Here is a 22,427-nt window from a genome sequence, read left to right as displayed (position 1 = left end):
GGTCAAATCCTCACTGAACCGCAACCGAAGGCGTGTTCATCAACACAACCGCAGCGGTCACCAGCAAATTGATCAGGGTCAGTGGCAGGCAGAATTTCCAGCTGAAATCCATCACCTGGTCATAACGCGGACGCGGGATCGAAGCGCGCAGCAGGATGAACAGCATGATGAAGAACGCGGTCTTCAGTGCGAACCAGACGAAGGACAGTTGCGGCAGGATGCCGAACGGACCGTGCCAGCCACCGAAGAACAGGGTGACCAGCAGCGCCGAGATCAGGATGATGCCGATGTATTCACCGACGAAGAACATGCCCCATTTCATACCGGCGTATTCAATGTGGTAACCGTCGGCCAGTTCCTGTTCCGCTTCCGGCTGGTCGAACGGGTGACGGTGAGTCACGGCGACACCAGCGATGAAGAAGGTACAGAAGCCGAAGAACTGCGGAATGATGAACCACAGGTTCTGCGCCTGGTACTCGACGATGTCGCGCATGTTGAACGAACCGACCTGGACCACGATGCCCATCAGGGCCAGGCCCATGAACACTTCGTAGGACACGGTCTGCGCCGAGGCACGCAAGCTGCCGAGAAGAGCGAACTTGTTGTTGCTCGACCAGCCGGCGAACAGCACCGCGTACACCGACAGACCGGCCATGGCGAAGAAGAACAGCAGGCCGATGTTCAGATCCGCCACGCCCCAGGTTGGGGTGATCGGGATGATCGCGAAGGCGATCAGCAGGGCGGACATGGCCACCACCGGTGCCAAAGTGAAGATCACCTTGTCGGCAAACGGCGGGGTCCAGTCTTCCTTGAAGAACATCTTCAGCATGTCGGCGGCGATCTGGAACATGCCGAACGGGCCAACGCGGTTCGGACCGTAACGGTCCTGCCACCAGCCCAGCAGGCGACGTTCGACAAAGCTGAGCAAGGCGCCCGCGACCACCACGGCCAGCAGGATCACGATGGCTTTGATGACCGTCAGGATCACATCGATCACTTCAGGGGTGAACCAGGTCATTGCGCTGCCTCCTGCAGACCGTCGACGGATACGCCGGCGAATGCCGGTGGAATGCCGGCGATGCCCGCAGGCAATGCCACCAGACCGGCGCCCAGTTCTTCATTGATGCGCAGCGGCAGACGCAGGGTCTGGCCGGCCACGTTCAGGCTCAGCAGGGCACCGTCGTTGACGCCGAGGCGATCCGCTTCGGATTTCGCCAGCGCGACGTAAGGTGCCGGAATGCGTTCCTGTACCGGGGCGGCTTTCGAAGAGTTTTCTTCGCTGCCGAACAGGTGGAAGAACGGCACGGCTTGCCAGGTACCCGGCGCCGGATTGAATGCGCGCGGAGCAGCAGCGAACCAGCTCAGCGAATCACCGGTGCTTTCGATCAGGCGTGTGCCCGGGTCGCCAGCACGCAGATGACCACCGACTTCGTCCTGGAACTTGTTCCACGCTTGTGGCGAGTTCCAGCCCGGCGACCATGCGAATGGCACCTGCTGACGCGGTTCGGCGGAGCCCGAGTAACCTTCCATGGAGAAGGCGAACGCGGTGTCCTGGTCTTGCGGGGTGCGTGGTTCGTGAACGCTGATGTCGGCGCGCATGGCGGTGCGACCGGAGTAACGCAGCGGCTCACGGGCCAGTTTCAGACCCTTGATGCGGAAAGCAGCCGACGGTGCAGCATCGACGATGCGCGCCAGTTGCGCGGTGCTCGAGGCAACGGCGGCGGTGACGTGGTCGAGTTGCGTCCAGTCGATCGGCTGGTTCAGCAGGGTCGCGCGCAGGGCGTGCAGCCAGCGCCAGCCTTCGTGCACCAGAATGCTCGCGTCCAGGTATTGCGGATCGAAAACCTGGAAGAAACGCTGGGCGCGGCCTTCCTGGCTGACCAGCGTGCCGTCGCCCTCGGCGAAGCTTGCCGCTGGCAGAACCAGGTGCGCGCGATCGGTGGTGGCGGTTTTCTGATGGTCGGCAACGATCACTACTTTCGCGGCGTTCAGTGCGGCATCGACCTTGGCTTTGGCGGTGCGGGTGTACAGATCGTTTTCCAGCACGACGATAGCGTCGGCCTTGCCATCGATGACCGCTTGCAGCGCGGCGTCGACCGATTCGCCACCGAGCATGGCCAGACCGAGGCTGTTGGCTTCCGGCACGATCAGGCTGATCGAACCGTTCTTCTCGCGCAGCTTCAGGGCTTTGGCGATGTTCGCGGCAGCTTCGATCAGGGCTTTGGAGCCCAGCGAAGTACCGGCGATGATCAGCGGACGCTTGGCGGCGAGCAGGGCATCGGCGATGCGCTGCGCCAGTTCCAGGGCTTCGGTGTCCAGACCTTCAACGGCCGGGGCACTGGCGTCCAGCGCGTGAGCCACGGCGAAACCGATGCGCGCCAGATCATCCGGAGCTGCGTGTACGCATTCTTCAGCGACGTCGTCGAGCTTGGTTTCGGCGAGGCTGGCGATGAACAGCGGGTTCAGCGCGTGCTGGCCGATGTTCTTCACCGCCGCGTCGAGCCAAGGCTGGACGCGCATGGCTTCGGCCATGTCTTCAGCCTTGCCCTTGACCGACTGACGCAGAGCCAGCGCCATGCGCGCAGCGGTCTGGGTCAGGTCTTCGCCGAGAACGAAGATCGCGTCGTGGTCTTCGATGTCGCGCATGTTCGGCACTGGCAGCGGGCTGTCGTTCAGCACTTGCAGGACCAGACGGATGCGCTCCAGCTCGGAGGCTTCGATACCCGAATAGAAGTGCTCGGCACCGACCAGTTCGCGCAACGCGTAGTTGCTTTCGAGGCTGGCACGCGGCGAACCGATGCCGACGATGTTGCGTCCGCGCAGCAGGTCAGCGGCTTTGTCCAGCGCAGCGTCGAGGCCGAGCTTGGTGCCATCGGCCAGCAGCGGCTGACGTGGACGGTCGGTGCGGTTGACGTAGCCATAACCGAAACGGCCACGGTCGCAGAGGAAGTACTGGTTCACCGAACCGTTGAAACGGTTTTCGATGCGACGCAGTTCACCGTAACGCTCGCCCGGGGAAATGTTGCAACCGCTCGAGCAGCCATGGCAGATGCTCGGGGCGAACTGCATGTCCCACTTGCGGTTGTAGCGCTCGGAGTGAGTCTTGTCGGTGAACACGCCGGTCGGGCAGACCTCGGTGAGGTTGCCGGAGAACTCGCTTTCGAGGGTGCCGTCTTCAACGCGACCGAAGTACACGTTGTCGTGGGCGCCAAACACACCGAGGTCGGTGCCGCCGGCGTAGTCCTTATAGAAACGCACGCAGCGGTAGCAAGCGATGCAGCGGTTCATTTCGTGGGAAATGAACGGGCCGAGTTGCTGGTTCTGGTGGGTACGTTTGCTGAAGCGATAACGGCGCTCGTTGTGGCCGGTCATCACTGTCATGTCTTGCAGGTGGCAGTGACCGCCTTCCTCGCACACCGGGCAGTCGTGCGGGTGGTTGGTCATCAGCCATTCGACAACACTGGCGCGGAACGCCTTGGATTCTTCATCGTCGATCGAGATCCAGGTGTTGTCGGTGGCGGGGGTCATGCAGGACATGACGATGCGACCACGGGTGTCGTTCTCGTCGGTGTACTGCTTGACCGCGCACTGGCGGCAGGCCCCGACGCTACCAAGCGCGGGGTGCCAGCAGAAATATGGTATGTCGAGGCCCAGCGACAGACATGCCTGTAACAGGTTGTCTGCCCCGTCGACTTCGAGCGCTTTGCCGTCTACGTGGATAGTGGCCATGGTTCAAAGGTCTTCGTTGGCCCGGTGTCAGCGGGCGTGGCTAATGGAATCTTGTTATGCGTCCGAATCCAAACAGCCCCGGAGGGCGTCATCGGACGAAAGGCGAAGGGCACGGACCCTTCGCCTTTTTAAGCGTTTACGCGCCGACTACGATCGGCCTTGCCAGAGGCGGGACGGCGGCGCTGACAGGCGCGATACCGGCTTCGAACTCTGGACGGAAGTATTTGATCGCGCTGCCCAGCGGCTCCACGGCACCCGGTGCGTGAGCACAGAAGGTCTTGCCCGGGCCGAGGAAACCGACCAGACCCAGCAGGGTCTCGATGTCGCCCGGCTGGCCCTTGCCCTGTTCGATGGCCATCAGCAGCTTGACGCTCCACGGCAAACCATCGCGGCACGGGGTGCAGAAACCGCAGGATTCGCGAGCGAAGAACTGCTCCATGTTGCGCAGCAGCGAGACCATGTTGACGCTGTCGTCCACCGCCATCGCCAGACCGGTACCCATCCGGGTGCCGACCTTGGCGATACCGCCGGCGTACATTTGTGCGTCGAGGTGCTCAGGCAGAAGGAAACCGGTACCGGCACCCCCTGGTTGCCAGGCTTTGAGCTTGAAGCCGTCGCGCATGCCGCCGGCGTAATCTTCGAACAGTTCACGACCGGTGACGCCGAATGGCAGTTCCCACAGGCCCGGGTTCTTGACCTTGCCGGAGAAGCCCATGAGCTTGGTGCCCATGTCTTCGGAGCCTTCGCGGGCCAACGATTTGTACCAGTCAACGCCGTCGGCAATGATCGCCGGCACGTTGCACAGGGTTTCGACGTTGTTCACGCAGGTCGGCTTGCCCCACACGCCGACGGCGGCAGGGAAGGGCGGCTTGGAGCGCGGGTTGGCGCGGCGGCCTTCGAGGGAGTTGATCAGTGCGGTTTCTTCACCGCAGATGTAACGCCCGGCGCCGGTGTGGACGAACAGCTCGAAATCGAAACCCGAACCGAGAATGTTCTTGCCCAGCAGGCCGGCCGCCTTGGCTTCTTCCACGGCACGGTTGAGGTGCTTGGCGGCGGTGGTGTATTCGCCGCGCAGGAAGATGTAGCCACGGTAGGTTTTCAGCGCGCGGGCACTGATCAGCATGCCTTCGATCAGCAGATGGGGCAGTTGCTCCATCAGCATGCGGTCTTTCCAGGTGTTCGGCTCCATTTCATCCGCGTTGCACAGCAGGTAGCGGATGTTGATGGATTCGTCCTTGGGCATCAGGCCCCACTTCACGCCAGTGGGGAAGCCGGCACCGCCGCGACCTTTGAGGCCAGCGTCTTTGACGGTCTGGACGATGGCGTCCTGATCCATCTCGGCGAAGGCTTTGCGCGCAGCGGCGTAACCGTTCTTGGCCTGGTACTCGTCAAGCCACACGGCTTCGCCGTCATCGCGCAGACGCCAGGTCAGCGGGTGCGTCTCGGCCGAGCGCTGGATGCGGTTGGCTGGACCAAAAGATGTCAGGGTCATACGTAGCCCTCGAGCAGTTTGGCCACGCCAGCAGGCTGCACGTCGCCAAAGGTGTCGTCGTCGATCATCAGCGCCGGTGCCTTGTCGCAGTTGCCGAGGCAGCAGACAGGCAGCAGGGTGAAACGACCGTCGGCGGTGGTCTGACCCAGGCCGATGCCCAGATTGTTCTGGATTTCGCTGACCACCGACTCGTGGCCGCCGATGTAGCAGACCATGCTGTCGCAGACGCGAATGATGTGACGGCCGACCGGTTGACGGAAGATCTGGCTGTAGAACGTCGCCACGCCTTCAACGTCGCTGGCCGGGATGCCGAGGATTTCGCCGATCGCGTAAAGGGCGCCGTCCGGCACCCAGCCGCGTTCCTTCTGCACGATCTTCAGGGCTTCGATCGACGCCGCGCGCGGGTCTTCATAGTGATGCAGCTCGTGCTCGATGGCCGAGCGCTCGGTTTCACTCAAGGTGAAACGGTCTGTCTGGATAAGCGTGCTGTTCATGCTTAGCGGTCCACGTCGGCCATAACGAAGTCGATACTACCCAGGTACGCAATCAAGTCCGCGACCATGCTGCCTTTGATCACCGAAGGGATCTGCTGCAGGTGCGGGAAGCTTGGGGTACGAATCCGGGTGCGGTAGCTCATGGTGCCGCCATCGCTCGTCAGGTAATAACTGTTGATGCCCTTGGTCGCTTCGATCATCTGGAAGGATTCGTTGGCCGGCATGACCGGGCCCCACGAAACCTGCAGGAAGTGCGTGATCAGGGTTTCGATGTGCTGCAGCGTGCGCTCTTTCGGCGGCGGCGTGGTCAGCGGGTGATCCGCCTTGTACGGGCCTTCCGGCATGTTGCGCATGCATTGATCGATGATCTTGATGCTCTGGCGCATCTCTTCGACGCGGACCATGCAGCGGTCATAGGCATCGCCGTTGACGGCCAGCGGCACTTCGAATTCGAAGTTCTCGTAGCCCGAGTACGGACGCGCTTTACGCAGGTCGAAATCGCAACCGGTCGAACGCAGGCCGGCACCGGTGACGCCCCATTCCAGGGCCTCTTTGGTGTTGTAGGCAGCGACGCCGACGGTACGACCCTTGAGGATGCTGTTCTGCAGGGCGGCCTTGGTGTATTCGTCCAGACGCTTGGGCATCCACTCGACGAAATCCTTGACCAGTTTTTCCCAGCCGCGCGGCAGGTCGTGGGCAACGCCGCCGATGCGGTACCAGGCCGGGTGCAGACGGAAACCGGTGATGGCTTCGATCACCGTGTACGCCTTCTGGCGGTCGGTGAAGGTGAAGAACACCGGGGTCATGGCGCCGACGTCCTGGATGTAGGTACCGAGGAACAGCAGGTGGCTGGTGATCCGGAAGAACTCGGCCATCATGATGCGGATGACATCGACCTTCTGCGGCACCTTGATGCCGGCGAGCTTCTCGACCGAGAGCACGTACGGCAGGTTGTTCATCACGCCGCCGAGGTAGTCGATACGGTCGGTGTACGGAATGTAGCTGTGCCAGGACTGGCGCTCGCCCATCTTCTCGGCGCCACGGTGGTGGTAACCGATGTCCGGGACGCAATCGACGATCTCTTCGCCGTCCAGCTGCAGAATGATGCGGAAGGCACCGTGCGCAGAAGGGTGGTTCGGGCCGAGGTTGAGGAACATGTAGTCCTCGTTGGCACCGGAACGCTTCATGCCCCAGTCTTCCGGACGGAAGCGCGCGGCCTCCTCTTCCAGTTGCTGTTTGGCGAGGTTGAGGCTGTACGGATCGAATTCGGTGGCGCGCGCCGGGAAGTCCTTGCGCAGCGGGTGACCTTCCCAGGTCGGCGGCATCATGATGCGCGACAGGTGCGGGTGGCCTTTGAAGTCGATGCCGAACATGTCCCAGACTTCGCGCTCGTACCAGTTGGCGTTGGGCCAGATGCTGGTGACGGAAGGCATGCTGAGGTCGCCTTCGGACAAGGCCACCTTGATCATCACGTCACTATTACGCTCCAGCGACATGAGGTGATAGAACACGGTGAAATCGGCGCCGGTCGGCAGCCCTTGACGCTTGGTGCGCAGACGCTCGTCCACGCCGTGCAGGTCATAGAGCATGACGTACGGCTTGGGCAGGTTGCGCAGGAAAGTCAGGACTTCAACCAGTCTGGCACGGGCCACCCACAGCACCGGCATGCCGGTGCGGGTTGCCTGCACGGTGAACGCTTCGGCGCCAAAACGGTTGTTCAGTTCGACGACCACATCCTGGTCGTCTGCCTTGTAAGGCGGGATGTACAGAGCACTGCCTGTAGTCATGGTTATTTTTCGCTTTCGGTCAACGTAAAGAATGAAGCCAGCTTCTCGTTACTTGGAACAGAACTGGATCAGACTTCGTCAGGGCTGCGCAGATTGGTGACTGCGATTCGCTGTTCGCGGCGCTGTTCCTTCTGCGATGGCATGTCGGCGCGATAGACGCCTTGATCACCAACGACCCAGGAAAGCGGACGACGCTCCTGTCCAATCGATTCCTGCAACAGCATCAAGCCTTGCAGAAATGCTTCCGGACGGGGCGGGCAGCCAGGTACGTAGACGTCCACGGGCAGGAACTTGTCCACCCCTTGAACCACGGAGTAGATGTCGTACATGCCGCCGGAGTTGGCGCACGAACCCATGGAGATAACCCATTTCGGCTCGAGCATTTGCTCGTAGAGACGCTGGATGATCGGCGCCATCTTGATGAAGCAGGTACCGGCGATAACCATGAAGTCGGCCTGACGCGGCGAGGCCCGGATCACTTCGGCGCCAAAGCGCGCGATGTCGTGGGGCGCCGTGAAGGCGGTGGTCATTTCCACGTAGCAGCATGACAGGCCGAAGTTGTACGGCCACAGGGAGTTCTTACGTCCCCAGTTGACCGCGCCGCTCAGCACGTCTTCCAGCTTGCCCATGAAAATGTTTTTGTGGACTTGATCTTCTAACGGATCGGCAACGGTTTCCCGCTGGCCAATCGGATACTGCTCGTTAGGAGCATCGGGGTCGATCCTGGTGAGATTGTATTGCATTGCCAAAGCCTCATTGTTTCAGCTTCGCCTGCCGCTTGCGACGAGCTTCCGGAGCCCAGTCAAGGGCGCCCACTCGGAACAGGTAGACAAGACCTGCCAACAGAATTGCTATGAAAACGAGAGCTTCGACGAATCCGGTCCAGCCGCTTTCGCGGACGGACACAGACCATGCAAAGAGAAAGAGGGCTTCGATATCGAAGATCACGAAGAGCATCGCGACCAGATAGAATTTGGCTGAGAGCCGCAAGCGGGCGCCACCGGTAGGTAGCATGCCCGACTCGAACGGTTCGTTTTTGCTGCGACCCCAGGCTTTTGACCCGAGGAGGCTGGAGACGCCAAGCATGAAGGCACACAGGCCGACGACACCCAGAAGGAAAATGGCAAAGCCCCAGTTGTGGGCCATGAGTCCTGTCGCTTCGGGCATGCTGGTAATCCTTAACAGAGAGCAAAGGTCTCTGAGCTTGATAAAGAAATAAGGCAGTGACGATATGTCGCAGCAATCAATCGGGCTGATTTTATGGCTAAACACCCGGCAAGTAAAATTCCAAAGGCGAAATTATTTACCGGATTAAGGACATAGCGCCTCCTGAAGGCGCTGCGGCCCATGCGTTGCGGGCATTAGCCGGGTTTCCATCAATTATGTTTTGTAGAGTTTGTAACGAACATAGTTGCTGCTAAATGATAATTGATATCGTTTGGCGTGGTTTTGTAACTGTTTAACGAGTAAGTGGCTGGGAAGTTGTCTTACTTGCGCGTTACTGCAAGTAGCGAAGCCTACCGTTTTAGCGGAAATTTCTGACGCTTGTAGCGCTTCAGATCAATGTTTCGTCTCGCGGCTGACGGTAGCCCTGTGGGAGCGAGCCTGCTCGCGAAAGCGGTGGATCAGCCTCCAGATGTGCAAGCTGACTTATCGCCTTCGCGAGCAGGCTCGCTCCCACCGGGGATTTATGGGGGCTTTGAGATTCCAGCAGGCAAAAAAACGCCCCGATCCAGTCGGGGCGTCAGTCTTGCGGCTTTGCGGTTAGCTTTTTATTCGATCCGCAAAGGCCGTTTGCTCAGGTGAAGCCGAATCAGTGGAACTGTTCTTCTTCGGTCGAACCGGTCAGCGCGGTTACCGACGACGAGCCACCCTGGATCACGGTGGTCATGTCGTCGAAGTAGCCGGTGCCCACTTCCTGCTGGTGAGCCACGAAGGTGTAACCCTTGGCGGCGTCAGCGAACTCCTGCTCTTGCAGTTTCACGTAGGCAGTCATGTCGTTGCGGGCGTAGTCGTGCGCCAGGTTGAACATGCTGTGCCACATGTTGTGAATGCCGGCCAGGGTGATGAACTGGTGCTTGTAACCCATGGCAGACAGTTCGCGCTGGAACTTGGCGATGGTCGCGTCGTCCAGGTTTTTCTTCCAGTTGAAGGAAGGCGAGCAGTTGTACGACAGCAGTTGGTCCGGGTATTCCTTCTTGATCGCTTCAGCGAAGCGACGGGCTTCTTCCAGATCCGGCTTGGCGGTTTCGCACCAGATCAGGTCGGCGTACGGAGCGTAAGCCAGGCCACGGGCGATCGCTTGATCCAGGCCGGCACGTACCTTGTAGAAACCTTCCTGAGTACGCTCGCCGGTCACGAATGGCTGATCGTACGGGTCGCAGTCGGAAGTCAGCAGGTCAGCCGCGTTGGCGTCGGTGCGGGCCAGAATGATGGTTGGCGTGCCGGCAACGTCAGCGGCCAGACGGGCAGCGGTCAGCTTCTGCACGGCTTCCTGGGTTGGCACCAGAACCTTGCCGCCCATGTGGCCGCATTTCTTTACCGAAGCCAGTTGGTCTTCGAAGTGAACGCCGGCGGCGCCTGCTTCGATCATGCTTTTCATCAGCTCGTAGGCGTTGAGTACACCGCCGAAACCGGCTTCAGCGTCGGCCACGATTGGTGCGAAGTAGTCGATGTAGCCGTCATCGCCCGGGTTCTTGCCAGCTTTCCACTGGATCTGGTCGGCACGACGGAACGAGTTGTTGATGCGCTTGACCACGGTTGGCACCGAGTCCACCGGGTACAGCGACTGGTCCGGGTACATGGATTCTGCGGAGTTGTTGTCCGCAGCCACCTGCCAGCCGGACAGGTAGATCGCCTGGATACCGGCCTTGACCTGCTGAACAGCCTGGCCGCCGGTCAGGGCGCCCATGCAGTTGACGAAATCTTTCTCTGGACGGAAGGACGGCTTGGCACCCTGGGTGACCAGGTTCCACAGCTTCTCGGCGCCCATCTTCGCGAAGGTGTGCTCTGGCTGAACCGAGCCACGCAGGCGGACCACGTCGGCAGCGGAGTAAGTGCGAGTCACGCCTTTCCAGCGCGGGTTCTCGGCCCAGTCTTTTTCGAGGGCTGCAATTTGCTGTTCGCGTGTCAGTGCCATGGAGATAAACCTCGTCGCGTCTTTTATGAAAAGTTGTTCTGCGGTGGAAAATTCCTGCGCTCGCTGACCAGAAGCTTAGGTGGTCAAGTCGGATTCGGCGGGGTAGGCGACGGGATGAACGATGGGCTCGAGGGGAAGTGAGCAGGTAGTGGCGCGGTGCGGGCGCATTCCGGCGTCGTGGGCCTTTATACGGTCAGCAGCGTGAAGCCGGGTTACCTAAATACGCTTCCGTCCCTCGGGACAACTTCGTTCCAGTCGGCAACCTCGTCAAACACACCTTGTGGGCGGTACAGACACGAAACGGCTCGCGGGGTAGGTGCGAGCGGCGCTTCGAAGGCCCTTGCCAGGGCCTCTGATTAGCGGGAGCGAGGCCATCATGCCTTCGCTTTTTTTTCGCGTCAAACGTTTTGTAGTGCTTTTTTTCAAGCACTACATCTTTCGTCTAATACGACTAATCAGTCAGTTTTCGGTGCTTTAGTCCAGCGTGTCGACTTTCACCCGCAAGGTCATGTCATCCCGGCCTTGAGTCGAGTAGCTGCGGGTCAGGCCCTGTTTATCGGCCTGAGTCTGGCTGTTGACGCCCGCCAGAGTGATCCATTCACCGAGGCGTCCGGTGACGGTTGTGTCGGTGCTTTGCACGTTCACTACATCGGGACGTTCCTGGCTCATGCGGTCACGGTTGGTACTGATCGCCAGATGAACGGTCTCGCCGCTGACGCTGGCGGTGACGTAGAAACCCTGGGTGACGTTGCGGTATTGGGTCTCGCTGCTGTAACCGCCGTAGGAATCGCTCTGGGTGTTGGTGATCGGCACGCTTTGGCCAACCTGAATCAGCGCCGGAGTGCCTTCACTGGTCTGCACTTGCTGAACGCCGCCGTTGCGGCTGGTGGTGCTGCGGCTGATGATCCGGGTCTGGTTCGGCTGCGCGCCGTTGACCGAATAGCCTTCGTCGCCGCGGCCATTGTTTTCGTTGGTGTCGACAGTGATCAGCAAGCGCTTCGGCGCGGTATCGAGTTGCGCCAGCAGATCCTTCAACTCCTGAATCTTGCCCGGCTCGGCTTTGACGATCAGCTGATTGCCGTAAGCGCTGACCTGACCGTCCTGGCCGATGAAATCCTGCGCCACTGGCAACATGTCAGCGCTGGTGTGGTATTTGAGGGGGACGATTTCTGTGGCTGCCAGCACCGAAAAACTGCAGCCGAGCAGCAGGGTGGTGAGCAGGGTGCGTAGGGACATGTCCGTTATCTCCGCGTTCGAAAGGCTTGATATTGCCAGTTTGTCGGCCTGGGGTGGGGCAAGTTGAATCGTAGACAGCAAAACGCCCCGGCATCGGGGGATGGCGGGGCGTTTTGTAGTGTGCTTGCGGCCTTTTGTGGTGAGGGGATCTAGAGATCTCGGAATCAGGCCGAATGCCGAACCATGTCGACATGCGGAATCCCGGCCTCAAGAAACTCTTCGCTGACCAGGCTGAAGCCCAGGCGCTCGTAGAACGCCGTGGCTTGCACCTGAGCGCTGAGCTTCTGTTGCTTCAAACCGCGCGCTTCAGCTTCGGCGATGACCGCTTGCATCAGCGCGTCACCGACCTTCATTCCGCGCCAGTCTTTGAGTACCGAAACCCGACCGATATGCCCATCGGGCAACAGCCGCGCCGTGCCGATCGGGAAGTCGCCTTCGAACGCCAGAAAATGCACGGCGGTCGCGTCATCGGCGTCCCACTCAAGCTCGGGTGGCACCGATTGTTCGGCGATGAACACCGTTTCACGAATGCGCCGGATCTCGGCGATATCCTTCTGCCAGTCTGCGACACGAACGCGAATTTTATTCATCGGCGAACCCCAGGCTCCCTTGCTTGACCAGTTCGCAGAGCAGGCTGCGGCCGTCTTCATCGCTCAGCCATTCGCCGAGGTTGTCGGCGTGCAGGGCGTCAGCCGCGCAGATCAGCTTCAGCAGTTCGCGCAGCTTGCCCGGCAGGTAGCGGCTTTGGCCACTGGCGAACAGCAGCAGATCGTCGTCGACTTCCGACCAGGCCAGGCGCGCGCTCGGGTTGCGGATCAGCACGGCGCCGTCCTGCAGGGCGGCGAGGAAGTCTTCTTCTTCGACGTCTTCCGGGCCGACCACCAGTTCCGGGTAGCGCGGCTCGGTCATGTACTGGCCGAACCAGGTCAGCAGCAGACGCTCGTCGCTCATGTGCTCGGCGAGCAGGCTTTTCAGGCGATCCAGCGCATCGTGTTGAATCTGGTGCGGATCGACCGCCGGCTTGGCGTCGGCATCGGTGTAGCGCTCTTCGTCGGTCAGGAACTGGCTGAGGAAGTCGGTGAAGTGGGTCAGCACTTCAGCGGCGCTTGGCGCGCGGAAGCCGACCGAGTAGGTCATGCAGTTGTCGACCGCGACACCGCAATGAGCCAGACGCGGCGGCAGGTAGAGCATGTCGCCCGGTTCCAGCACCCATTCTTCGGTCTCGTGGAATTCAGCGAGGATGCGCAGGTCGGCGTGTTGCAGCAGCGGGCTCTCGGAATCGCACATCTGGCCGATTTTCCAGTTGCGCTTGCCATGGCCCTGCAGCAGGAACACATCGTAGTTGTCGAAATGCGGGCCGACGCTGCCACCCGGGGCGGCGAAGCTGATCATCACGTCGTCGACGCGCCAGCTCGGCAGGAAGCGGAAGTTTTCCAGCAGTTCGCTGACTTCCGGCACGAACTGGTCAACCGCCTGCACCAGCAGCGTCCACTCTTTTTCTGGCAATTTGCTGAACTCGTCTTCGGCGAACGGGCCGCGACGCAGTTCCCATGGACGCTCGCCATGTTCGATCACCAGGCGCGATTCGACTTCTTCTTCCAGGGCCAGGCCGGCCAGTTCGTCGGCGTCGATCGGGCTTTCGAAGTCAGGAATCGCCTGACGGATCAGCAGCGGTTTTTTCTGCCAGTAGTCACGCAGGAATTCGCGTGCTGTGAGGCCGCCCAGAAGTTGAAGAGGAATATCGGAATTCATATGTAACCTATTGAAAAAAAGCACTTTTCAGACGGGAATAAAAACGCCCGGCGCGGCCGGGCGTCTCAAACGGGGCAAACGGTCGATCAGATGCGTTTGGCTTGTGCCACAGCGTTGCCGATGTAGTTGGCCGGCGTCAGTTGCTTGAGCTCGGCTTTGGCTTCGGCTGGCATGTCCAGGCCATCGATGAAAGTCTGCAACGCTTCAGGGCTGATACCCTTGCCACGGGTCAGTTCTTTCAGCTTTTCGTACGGGTTTTCGATGTTGTAGCGACGCATCACGGTCTGGATCGGCTCGGCCAATACTTCCCAGCACGCGTCCAGGTCAGCGGCAATCTTTTGCTCGTTGAGCTCCAGTTTGCTGATGCCCTTGAGGCTGGCCTCGTAGGCGATCACGCTGTGGGCGAAGCCGACACCGAGGTTGCGCAGGACGGTGGAGTCGGTCAGGTCACGCTGCCAGCGGGAAATCGGCAGCTTGCTCGCCAGGTGCTGGAACAGTGCGTTGGCGATACCCAGGTTGCCTTCGGAGTTTTCGAAGTCGATCGGGTTGACCTTGTGCGGCATGGTCGACGAACCGATTTCACCAGCGATGGTGCGCTGCTTGAAATAACCCAGGGAAATGTAGCCCCAGATATCGCGGTCGAAGTCGATCAGGATGGTGTTGAAGCGCGCAATGGCGTCGAACAGCTCGGCGATGTAGTCGTGCGGTTCGATCTGCGTGGTGTACGGGTTGAAGCCCAGACCCAGCTCGTCTTCGATGAAGGCGCGGGCATTGGCTTCCCAGTCGATCTGCGGGTAGGCCGACAGGTGCGCGTTGTAGTTGCCGACGGCGCCGTTGATCTTGCCCAACAGCGGCACGGCAGCGACCTGAGCGATCTGACGCTCGAGACGGTAAACCACGTTCGCCAGTTCTTTACCCAGAGTGGTCGGCGAAGCCGGCTGACCGTGGGTGCGCGACAGCATCGGCACGTCGGCGAAACGGATGGCCAGTTCGCGGATGGCGTTGGCAGTCTGGCGCATCAGCGGCAGCATCACGTCGTCACGGCCTTCACGCAGCATCAAGGCGTGGGACAGGTTGTTGATGTCTTCACTGGTGCAGGCAAAGTGGATGAATTCGCTGACCTTGGCCAGCTCCGGCAGCTTGGCCGCCTGCTCTTTGAGCAGGTATTCGATCGCTTTGACGTCGTGGTTGGTGGTGCGCTCGATCTCTTTGACGCGCTCGGCGTGCTCCAGCGAGAAGTTTTCAGCCAGTTCGTTGAGAACGGCGTTGGCCTCGGCGGAGAAGGCTGGCACTTCAGGGATGCCAGCGTGGGCGGCCAGGCGCTGGAGCCAGCGCACTTCAACCAGAACGCGGGCACGGATCAGGCCGTACTCGCTGAAAATCGGGCGCAGGGCCTGGGTTTTGCCGGCGTAGCGGCCGTCAACAGGGGAAACCGCAGTGAGCGAAGAGAGCTGCATGGGGTGTTCTCGGACAGTCGGGCAACGAAATGGGGCGCGTATCATACATGAAAAAATCCGCCGGTCCGTCGCCAACTGACCGGCGTATTACGCGTTACAGACTACAAAGCCTTCATGACGCGGCGTTTACTCGCTGCGCATCAACGGATAAAGCTCTTTGAGCAGCTTGCGACGGCTGATCACCAACTGCCAGCGATGGCCACCGAGCTGACGCCACAGGCGCGCCGAGCGGATGCCCGCGAGGAGCAGGGCGCGGATCTTCGAGGCGTTGCTCGGCTGCTGCAGGTTGCGCATGTCGCCGTGCACCTGAATGCGCTGGCGCAGGGTGCTCAAAGTGTCCTGATACAGCGCACCGCAAGCGGCCACGACGTTTTCGTGGGCGGGGCCAAAATGCTCCACCTGCGCCTGAATCTGCGGCAGGCGTTTGGCAATCGTCTCAAGCATGTCGTCACGCTTGGCCAGTTGCCGCTCCAGACCGAGCATCGACAGGGCGTAGCGCAACGGCTCGCGCTGCAAGGTGCTCGGATCGCGCTCAAGGGCGCCAATCAGCGCGCGATAACCCTCGCGCAGATTGATGTCGTCGCCGCCGTAGACGTCCAGCGTATCTTTTGGGTCGCGGACCAGCAGGCTGCCGAGCATGCAGCTCAGGCCGGCCTCGTTGGTCTGGCCGGTCTTGGCGATGCGATCGACCAGCACGGCGGCGAGAAACACACCGCCCAGCGCTGTCAGTTGCTCCTGAGTCGGGCTCATGCCTGGCCGCTCCACGGCTCGGCCACTTCGATCACGCCGCCACCCAAGCAGATTTCACCGTCATAGAACACCACCGACTGGCCCGGCGTCACCGCACGTTGCGGTTCGTCGAACACGGCGCGATAGCCGCTGGCGGTTTTTTCCAGGGTGCAGGCCTGATCGCTCTGGCGATAGCGCACTTTCGCCGTCAGGCGCAGCGGCTGGCTCAGGTCGATCGGATTGACCCAGTAGATTTCCGAAGCGAGCAGGGCGCTGGAGAACAGCCATGGATGGTTGTTGCCCTGACCGACGATCAGCTCGTTGGTCTGCAGATCCTTGCGCAGCACGTACCACGGCTCATCGCCAGCATCCTTCAAGCCGCCGATGCCGAGGCCCTGACGCTGGCCGATGGTGTGGTACATCAAGCCGTGGTGACGGCCGATGACTTCGCCTTCGGTGGTCTTGATCTCACCCGGTTGTGCCGGCAGGTACTGCTTGAGGAAATCGCTGAAACGGCGCTCGCCAATGAAGCAGATCCCGGTGGAATCCTTCTTCTTGGCGGTGGCCAGTTCGTATTTCTCGGCAATCGCGCGAACTTCAGGCTTTTCCAGTTCGCCGACCGGGAACAGGGTCTTGGCGATTTGTTCGCCGCCGACGGCGTGCAGGAAGTAGCTCTGATCCTTGTTCGGATCGAGGCCCTTGAGCAGTTCGGTGCGGCCATCAATGTCGCGGCGGCGCACGTAGTGGCCGGTGGCGATCAGGTCGGCGCCGAGCATCATCGCGTAGTCGAGGAACGCTTTGAACTTGATCTCGCGGTTGCACAGGATGTCCGGGTTCGGCGTGCGCCCGGCCTTGTATTCGGCGAGGAAGTGCTCGAACACGTTGTCCCAGTACTCGGCGGCAAAGTTGGCGGTGTGCAGCTTGATGCCGATCTTGTCGCAGACAGCCTGAGCATCCGCCAGGTCGTCCATGGCGGTGCAGTATTCCGTTCCGTCGTCTTCTTCCCAGTTCTTCATGAACAGGCCTTCCACTTCATAACCCTGCTCGATCAGCAGAAGGGCAGAAACGGAAGAGTCCACGCCGCCGGACATGCCGACAATGACGCGCTTCTTGGATGTGTCAGAAGGGGCTGGATCACGCATAGGGATTCAATGAGTGTCTTGGAAAAGGGCGCGATTCTATCAGGCTCACGGCCGCAAGGCTAAAGAGAAGGGCGGATCAGTTCGAGGCTGAAGTGATGACCGGCCAGATAATCGTCGATGCAACGGATGATCAGCTCGCTGCGCCAGTTGTCGCGCTGGGCGATTAATTCGTCGCGGGTCAGCCACTTGGCGTCGACGATGCCGTCGTCGAGTTGGTAATCCGGGTGATGCTGCACGGCTTTGGCGCTGAAGCATATGCGCTGGTAAGTCACGCCGTTGCTCGGTGCGGTGTACAGATAAATGCCGATCACGCCGGTGGGTTCGACGTCCCAGCCGGTTTCTTCGAGGGTTTCGCGAATCGCCGCGTCGATCAGGGTTTCATCCGGGTCGAGATGGCCAGCCGGCTGGTTGAGCACATTGCGCCCGCCTTTGTGCTCTTCGACCATCAGGAAACGGCCGTTGTCCTCGACGATGGTGGCGACGGTGATGTGGGGGAGCCATTCCATAAAACCTTCCTCAATCTATTGGTTAAACCCCAATCCCTGTGGGAGCTGGCTTGCCAGCGATAGCGGTGGTTCAGTCACCATCCATGCTGGATGATAAACCGCCATCGCTGGCAAGCCAGCTCCCACAAAGTTTTGTGGTGATCACAAAACCCGGAAACACAAACCCCGGCACAAGGCCGGGGTCTGTTTACCGCATTACAACCTTAAACCAGCGCAGCAATCGCCGCGTTGAAGGTTGCGCTTGGGCGCATGGCCTTGCTGATCAGCTCGGCGTCGGCGTGGTAGTAACCGCCGATGTCGACTGGCTTGCCCTGCACGGCGTTGAGCTCGGCGACGATGGTTGCCTCGTTCTCGGTCAGGGTTTTGGCCAGAGTCGCGAACTGCGCTTGCAGTGCAGCGTCTTCGGTCTGGGCAGCCAGGGCCTGAGCCCAGTACATCGCCAGGTAGAAGTGGCTGCCGCGGTTGTCGATGTTGCCGACCTTGCGCGATGGCGACTTGTTGTTGTCGAGGAACTGGCCGGTGGCCTGGTCCAGGGTCTTCGACAGCACCAGTGCTTTCGGGTTGTTGTAGTTCACGCCCAGGTGCTCAAGGGAGGCGGCCAGGGCGAGGAACTCACCCAGCGAATCCCAGCGCAGGAAGTTCTCTTCAACCAGTTGCTGCACGTGCTTCGGCGCCGAACCGCCGGCGCCGGTTTCGAACAGACCACCGCCGTTCATCAGCGGCACGATCGACAGCATCTTGGCGCTGGTGCCCAGTTCCATGATCGGGAACAGGTCGGTCAGGTAGTCGCGCAGTACGTTGCCGGTCACCGAAATGGTGTCCTTGCCTTCGCGGGTGCGCTGCAGGGTGTACTTCATCGCATCGACCGGCGCCATGATCTGGATGTCCAGACCGCTGGTGTCGTGATCCTTCAGGTAAGCCTGAACCTTCTCGATCACTACGCCATCGTGAGCGCGCATCGGGTCGAGCCAGAAGATCGCCGGCGTGCTGCTCGCGCGGGCACGGTTGACGGCCAGTTTGACCCAGTCCTGGATCGGCGCGTCTTTGGTCTGGCACATGCGGAAGATGTCGCCGGTTTCGACAGCCTGTTCCATCAGCAGCTTGCCTTTGCTGTCGGTGACGCGAACAACGCCGTCAGCCTTGATCTGGAAGGTCTTGTCGTGCGAGCCGTACTCTTCGGCTTTCTTCGCCATCAGGCCGACGTTCGGCACGCTGCCCATGGTGGTCGGGTCGAAAGCGCCGTTGGCTTTGCAGTCTTCGATCACAGCCTGGTAGATGGTCGCGTAGCAACGATCCGGGATCACAGCCTTGGTGTCGTGCAGCTGACCGTCGGTGCCCCACATCTTGCCGGAGTCACGGATCATCGCTGGCATCGAGGCGTCGACGATGACGTCGCTCGGCACGTGCAGGTTGGTGATGCCTTTGTCGGAGTTGACCATCGCCAGCGACGGACGAACGGCATAGACCGCTGCGATATCGGCTTCGATCTGTGCTTGCTGCTCGGCCGGCAGGGCCTTGATGCGTGCGTACAGATCGCCGATGCCGTTGTTCAGGTTGAAGCCGATCTGGTTCAGCACGTCAGCGTGCTTGGTCAGTGCGTCTTTATAGAACTCGGCAACGATCTGGCCGAACATGATCGGGTCCGAGACCTTCATCATGGTCGCTTTCAGGTGCACCGAGAGCAGCACGCCCTGGGCCTTGGCGCTTTCGATCTCGGCAGCGATGAACGCACGCAGGGCGTTTTTGCTCATCACGGCGCAGTCGAGGATCTCGCCAGCCTGAACGGTGGTTTTTTCTTTCAGAACGGTGGCAGCACCGTCCTTGGCGATCAGTTCGATCTTCACAGCGTCAGCGGCGTCGATCAGGACAGCTTTTTCGCTGCCGTAGAAATCGCCGGTGCTCATGTGTGCGACGTGGGACTTGGAGTCCTTGGCCCAGGCGCCCATTTTGTGCGGGTGCTTGCGCGCGTAGTTCTTCACCGACAGCGGAGCGCGGCGGTCGGAGTTGCCTTCACGCAGAACCGGGTTCACGGCGCTGCCCTTGACCTTGTCGTAGCGCGCCTTGGCGTCTTTGTCGGCGTCGCTGGTCACGGTTTCCGGGTAGTCCGGCAGGTTGTAGCCCTGCGCCTGCAGCTCTTTGATCGCGGCTTGCAGCTGTGGCACCGAAGCACTGATGTTCGGCAGCTTGATGATGTTGGCTTCAGGCGTAACGGCCAGGTCGCCCAGTTCGGCGAGGTGGTCGGCTACGGCTTTGTCGCCCAGTTGCTCGGGGAAGCTTGCCAGGATGCGCGCTGCAAGAGAGATATCGCGGGTTTCCACGGCGATATCGGCCGAGGCGGTGTAAGCCTCGATGATCGGCAGCAGGGAATAGGTGGCGAGGGCAGGAGCTTCGTCGGTGAAGGTATAGATGATCTTCGAGCGGGTGGGCATATTCGGATTAACTCTCTCTTCTTTGCTAAAGCGTGCGCAGAAACTCGAGGGGCGCCGGGTAAGCGCGTTCGTTCAAAGTCATCCATGAACCGAATGTCGAGATTCTTCGCGGTGATGTTGGGTGCATCAGTAGAGCGTCAAGCAGTCAGGCTGCGGTAACAACCCGACCAATCAGGCGGAAAGTCTCGTGCTAGAGAGGCCAGCCGTCGTGACCCTGTGGTCAGCGGGCGGCATTATACATAGGTAGCTGGCAATCTGCCGATGGTTCATATACAACGATTCTCGTCCATTGGTCTAAAGGTCGCAGGGCGCGACCGGGCAAAGACTCGTTACGAATGCTGGAGTTTGGCGCTTTTCCCTTTGCTTTCAGGCTTGTAGGAAACGAGATGTGCGCGGCGCAGGAACATAGGGTTTGCGTGTTGATTCAACTGGGTTACGCTCGAAGCAAGCCAGGTGTTCAATCCAAACAATGGAGTTCAGCATGGGTTACAAGAAGATTCAGGTTCCAGCCGTCGGCGACAAAATCACCGTCAATGCAGACCATTCTCTCAATGTTCCTGATAACCCGATCATCCCCTTCATCGAAGGTGACGGTATTGGTGTCGACATCAGTCCGGTGATGATCAAGGTTGTCGATGCTGCTGTTGAAAAGGCCTACGGCGGCAAGCGCAAGATTTCCTGGATGGAAGTCTATGCCGGCGAAAAGGCCACTCAGGTTTATGACCAGGACACCTGGCTGCCGCAGGAAACCCTCGACGCGGTCAAGGATTACGTGGTTTCGATCAAAGGCCCGCTGACCACTCCGGTCGGTGGCGGCATCCGCTCGCTGAACGTGGCCCTGCGTCAGCAGCTCGACCTGTACGTCTGCCTGCGCCCGGTGCGCTGGTTCGAAGGCGTGCCGAGCCCGGTGAAAAAGCCCGGCGATGTCGACATGACCATCTTCCGCGAAAACTCCGAAGATATTTACGCCGGTATCGAATGGAAGGCTGGTTCGCCGGAAGCCACCAAGGTCATCAAATTCCTTAAAGAAGAAATGGGCGTCACCAAGATCCGTTTCGACGAAAACTGCGGCATCGGCGTCAAGCCGGTCTCCCGCGAAGGCACCAAGCGTCTGGCGCGCAAGGCCCTGCAATATGTGGTGGACAATGATCGCGACTCGCTGACCATCGTGCACAAAGGCAACATCATGAAGTTCACCGAAGGTGCCTTCAAGGAATGGGCCTACGAAGTGGCGGCCGAAGAGTTCGGTGCGACCCTGCTCGACGGCGGTCCGTGGATGCAGTTCAAGAATCCGAAAACCGGCAAGAATGTTGTGGTCAAGGACGCCATCGCCGACGCCATGCTCCAGCAGATCCTGCTGCGCCCGGCCGAATACGATGTGATCGCTACGCTTAACCTCAACGGTGACTACCTGTCTGACGCCCTGGCGGCGGAAGTGGGTGGTATCGGTATTGCGCCGGGCGCCAACCTGTCCGACACCGTGGCGATGTTCGAAGCGACCCACGGCACCGCGCCGAAATATGCCGGCAAGGACCAGGTCAACCCGGGCTCGCTGATTCTCTCGGCCGAGATGATGTTGCGTCATATGGGCTGGACCGAAGCGGCGGACCTGATCATCAAGGGCACCAACGGTGCGATCGGCGCCAAGACTGTTACTTATGATTTCGAGCGCTTGATGGATGGCGCGAAGCTGGTGTCGTCTTCCGGGTTCGGGGATGCGTTGATTTCGCATATGTAAAAGTTGCAGCCACGCAAAAACCGCCTGACTCGATGGGTTGAGTCAGGCGGTTTTTTATGACCGAATGTTTTGAGGCTTCAACTGGTTGCCGTTTGTTTTTTCGTGGCAATCGAGCTTGGCGTCGAAGCTGCTTCGACCGGAGTTATCTTCACGGCATGCAAGCCTTTGGGGCCTTGAACGATCTCGAAGTTCACCGCCTGACCCGCTTTCAGGGTTTTGTACCCTTCCATTTCAATGGCCGAGTAGTGGGCAAAGAAATCAATGTCTTTGCCATCCTCATCGCGACCTTCCCGGGCGTCGGTATTGATAAAGCCGAATCCCTTGGCATTGTTGAACCATTTCACCTTGCCGACAGCCATGCTCAAATCCCTCTGCAACAGACTCCATCGCTGGAGTATCATCCACGACATCCGCAATCGAATTCGATAAAAGAATTGACTCCGCGGATCTTTTTTACCCACTGTGGGCTCTATTGGTTGTAACACCGTTTTCCCGATAGTCAAGGTGACCGGGCAGTCGTAGTTGAAAACGTGTGCAACCGCCCCCACCACTGTATTCGCACAACTGACGAACCTTTTTTTCCATGCATGCAATCAGCCAGATTCGACTAACATTCAATCAGGATCGCCCGCTTCTCCAAAAGGATCTTCCACAGGAGCACGACGACGATTCGGCAGGCGTTGCTGTTCAGGAAGCAAAGCCCGCGTTACAGGCGCCGCCGATGTACAAGGTGGTTTTGTTCAACGATGACTACACACCGATGGATTTCGTCGTCGAAGTGCTCGAGGTGTTTTTTA

General features: G+C 60.0%; 19 protein-coding genes. 2 read left to right on the top strand and 17 right to left on the bottom strand.

Annotated elements, in window-relative coordinates:
- Positions 1 to 10 precede the first annotated feature (10 nt).
- The 16 genes from nuoH to D8U70_RS26475 form a co-directional block, all read right to left on the bottom strand.
- A complete protein-coding gene (nuoH, locus tag D8U70_RS26550; RefSeq protein ID WP_122750602.1) occupies positions 11 to 1,018 on the bottom strand; it encodes an NADH-quinone oxidoreductase subunit NuoH in 1,008 nt (335 codons plus the stop codon).
- Positions 1,015 to 3,729, bottom strand: a complete 2,715-nt coding sequence (nuoG, locus tag D8U70_RS26545) for an NADH-quinone oxidoreductase subunit NuoG (RefSeq protein WP_130930117.1) — start codon at positions 3,727 to 3,729, stop codon at positions 1,015 to 1,017. Before nuoG ends, nuoH begins: the two co-directional genes overlap by 4 nt.
- A 136-nt stretch (positions 3,730 to 3,865) precedes the next feature.
- The gene (nuoF, locus tag D8U70_RS26540) at positions 3,866 to 5,221 is read right to left on the bottom strand and encodes an NADH-quinone oxidoreductase subunit NuoF (RefSeq protein ID WP_024013417.1); all 1,356 of its coding nucleotides are present in this window, start codon (positions 5,219 to 5,221) and stop codon (positions 3,866 to 3,868) included.
- The gene (nuoE, locus tag D8U70_RS26535) at positions 5,218 to 5,715 is read right to left on the bottom strand and encodes an NADH-quinone oxidoreductase subunit NuoE (RefSeq protein WP_003223804.1); all 498 of its coding nucleotides are present in this window, start codon (positions 5,713 to 5,715) and stop codon (positions 5,218 to 5,220) included. The genes nuoF and nuoE overlap by 4 nt, the downstream gene beginning before the upstream one ends.
- A 2-nt stretch (positions 5,716 to 5,717) precedes the next feature.
- Entirely contained in the window at positions 5,718 to 7,502 is a 1,785-nt protein-coding gene (gene nuoC, locus D8U70_RS26530) for an NADH-quinone oxidoreductase subunit C/D (RefSeq protein ID WP_122703758.1), read from the bottom strand.
- 68 nt (positions 7,503 to 7,570) lie between these two features.
- Entirely contained in the window at positions 7,571 to 8,245 is a 675-nt protein-coding gene (locus D8U70_RS26525; protein WP_016775278.1) for an NADH-quinone oxidoreductase subunit B, read from the bottom strand.
- A 10-nt stretch (positions 8,246 to 8,255) separates the two neighbouring features.
- Positions 8,256 to 8,669, bottom strand: a complete 414-nt coding sequence (locus tag D8U70_RS26520; RefSeq protein WP_003223812.1) for an NADH-quinone oxidoreductase subunit A — start codon at positions 8,667 to 8,669, stop codon at positions 8,256 to 8,258.
- Positions 8,670 to 9,315: 646 nt separating this feature from the next.
- The gene (gene aceA, locus D8U70_RS26515; protein ID WP_016775277.1) at positions 9,316 to 10,641 is read right to left on the bottom strand and encodes an isocitrate lyase; all 1,326 of its coding nucleotides are present in this window, start codon (positions 10,639 to 10,641) and stop codon (positions 9,316 to 9,318) included.
- 474 nt (positions 10,642 to 11,115) lie between these two features.
- Complete coding sequence (locus tag D8U70_RS26510) at positions 11,116 to 11,877, bottom strand: secretin N-terminal domain-containing protein (RefSeq protein ID WP_071172902.1); 762 nt, start codon at positions 11,875 to 11,877, stop codon at positions 11,116 to 11,118.
- Between the two features lie 164 nt (positions 11,878 to 12,041).
- Positions 12,042 to 12,467, bottom strand: coding sequence for a GNAT family N-acetyltransferase (locus D8U70_RS26505; protein ID WP_016775275.1), 426 nt, complete (start codon positions 12,465 to 12,467; stop codon positions 12,042 to 12,044).
- Positions 12,460 to 13,629 (bottom strand): cupin domain-containing protein, encoded by a 1,170-nt coding sequence (locus D8U70_RS26500; RefSeq protein ID WP_016775274.1) that lies wholly within the window; start codon positions 13,627 to 13,629, stop codon positions 12,460 to 12,462. The genes D8U70_RS26505 and D8U70_RS26500 overlap by 8 nt, the downstream gene beginning before the upstream one ends.
- Before the next feature lie 86 nt (positions 13,630 to 13,715).
- Positions 13,716 to 15,086: an adenylosuccinate lyase gene (purB, locus tag D8U70_RS26495; RefSeq protein WP_003223822.1), complete on the bottom strand. Its 1,371-nt coding sequence runs from the start codon at positions 15,084 to 15,086 to the stop codon at positions 13,716 to 13,718.
- A gap of 126 nt (positions 15,087 to 15,212) precedes the next feature.
- A complete protein-coding gene (hflD, locus tag D8U70_RS26490) occupies positions 15,213 to 15,836 on the bottom strand; it encodes a high frequency lysogenization protein HflD (protein ID WP_016775273.1) in 624 nt (207 codons plus the stop codon).
- Positions 15,833 to 16,957: a tRNA 2-thiouridine(34) synthase MnmA gene (gene mnmA / locus D8U70_RS26485; RefSeq protein ID WP_071172900.1), complete on the bottom strand. Its 1,125-nt coding sequence runs from the start codon at positions 16,955 to 16,957 to the stop codon at positions 15,833 to 15,835. The genes hflD and mnmA overlap by 4 nt, the downstream gene beginning before the upstream one ends.
- Before the next feature lie 59 nt (positions 16,958 to 17,016).
- Entirely contained in the window at positions 17,017 to 17,463 is a 447-nt protein-coding gene (locus D8U70_RS26480) for an NUDIX hydrolase (RefSeq protein WP_122703760.1), read from the bottom strand.
- 203 nt (positions 17,464 to 17,666) lie between these two features.
- Positions 17,667 to 19,892 carry an NADP-dependent isocitrate dehydrogenase gene (locus D8U70_RS26475; protein ID WP_073471298.1) on the bottom strand — a complete coding sequence of 742 codons (2,226 nt, stop codon included), beginning with the start codon at positions 19,890 to 19,892 and terminating at the stop codon, positions 17,667 to 17,669.
- Between the two features lie 481 nt (positions 19,893 to 20,373).
- Between D8U70_RS26475 and icd the strand changes: the two genes are divergently transcribed.
- Complete coding sequence (icd, locus tag D8U70_RS26470; RefSeq protein WP_024013414.1) at positions 20,374 to 21,630, top strand: NADP-dependent isocitrate dehydrogenase; 1,257 nt, start codon at positions 20,374 to 20,376, stop codon at positions 21,628 to 21,630.
- Between the two features lie 77 nt (positions 21,631 to 21,707).
- Here icd and D8U70_RS26465 read toward each other — a convergent pair whose 3' ends face one another.
- Positions 21,708 to 21,989, bottom strand: coding sequence for a cold shock domain-containing protein (locus D8U70_RS26465; RefSeq protein WP_110645497.1), 282 nt, complete (start codon positions 21,987 to 21,989; stop codon positions 21,708 to 21,710).
- Between the two features lie 224 nt (positions 21,990 to 22,213).
- On the opposite strand from D8U70_RS26465, the gene D8U70_RS26460 reads away from it, so the two are divergent.
- Positions 22,214 to 22,427 (top strand): ATP-dependent Clp protease adaptor ClpS (locus D8U70_RS26460; RefSeq protein ID WP_177434004.1); only part of this gene is annotated, 214 nt, incomplete at its 3' end.

The organism is Pseudomonas sp. Sample_20 (assembly GCF_004307585.1).
GTDB classification, from domain to species: domain Bacteria; phylum Pseudomonadota; class Gammaproteobacteria; order Pseudomonadales; family Pseudomonadaceae; genus Aquipseudomonas; species Aquipseudomonas atacamensis.
The sequence above is the reverse complement of the archived record's forward strand: the minus strand, read 5'-3'. Positions and strand labels throughout refer to the sequence as shown.

Bases quoted from the DNA above. Each gene is read 5' to 3' on its own strand.
- nuoH (WP_122750602.1), bottom strand. From the start codon at position 1,018: ATGACCTGGTTCACCCCTGAAGTGATCGATGTGATCCTGACGGTCATC.
- nuoG (WP_130930117.1), bottom strand. From the start codon at position 3,729: ATGGCCACTATCCACGTAGACGGCAAAGCGCTCGAAGTCGACGGGGCA.
- nuoF (WP_024013417.1), bottom strand. From the start codon at position 5,221: ATGACCCTGACATCTTTTGGTCCAGCCAACCGCATCCAGCGCTCGGCC.
- nuoE (WP_003223804.1), bottom strand. From the start codon at position 5,715: ATGAACAGCACGCTTATCCAGACAGACCGTTTCACCTTGAGTGAAACC.
- nuoC (WP_122703758.1), bottom strand. From the start codon at position 7,502: ATGACTACAGGCAGTGCTCTGTACATCCCGCCTTACAAGGCAGACGAC.
- D8U70_RS26525 (WP_016775278.1), bottom strand. From the start codon at position 8,245: ATGCAATACAATCTCACCAGGATCGACCCCGATGCTCCTAACGAGCAG.
- D8U70_RS26520 (WP_003223812.1), bottom strand. From the start codon at position 8,669: ATGCCCGAAGCGACAGGACTCATGGCCCACAACTGGGGCTTTGCCATT.
- aceA (WP_016775277.1), bottom strand. From the start codon at position 10,641: ATGGCACTGACACGCGAACAGCAAATTGCAGCCCTCGAAAAAGACTGG.
- D8U70_RS26510 (WP_071172902.1), bottom strand. From the start codon at position 11,877: ATGTCCCTACGCACCCTGCTCACCACCCTGCTGCTCGGCTGCAGTTTT.
- D8U70_RS26505 (WP_016775275.1), bottom strand. From the start codon at position 12,467: ATGAATAAAATTCGCGTTCGTGTCGCAGACTGGCAGAAGGATATCGCC.
- D8U70_RS26500 (WP_016775274.1), bottom strand. From the start codon at position 13,629: ATGAATTCCGATATTCCTCTTCAACTTCTGGGCGGCCTCACAGCACGC.
- purB (WP_003223822.1), bottom strand. From the start codon at position 15,086: ATGCAGCTCTCTTCGCTCACTGCGGTTTCCCCTGTTGACGGCCGCTAC.
- hflD (WP_016775273.1), bottom strand. From the start codon at position 15,836: ATGAGCCCGACTCAGGAGCAACTGACAGCGCTGGGCGGTGTGTTTCTC.
- mnmA (WP_071172900.1), bottom strand. From the start codon at position 16,957: ATGCGTGATCCAGCCCCTTCTGACACATCCAAGAAGCGCGTCATTGTC.
- D8U70_RS26480 (WP_122703760.1), bottom strand. From the start codon at position 17,463: ATGGAATGGCTCCCCCACATCACCGTCGCCACCATCGTCGAGGACAAC.
- D8U70_RS26475 (WP_073471298.1), bottom strand. From the start codon at position 19,892: ATGCCCACCCGCTCGAAGATCATCTATACCTTCACCGACGAAGCTCCT.
- icd (WP_024013414.1), top strand. From the start codon at position 20,374: ATGGGTTACAAGAAGATTCAGGTTCCAGCCGTCGGCGACAAAATCACC.
- D8U70_RS26465 (WP_110645497.1), bottom strand. From the start codon at position 21,989: ATGGCTGTCGGCAAGGTGAAATGGTTCAACAATGCCAAGGGATTCGGC.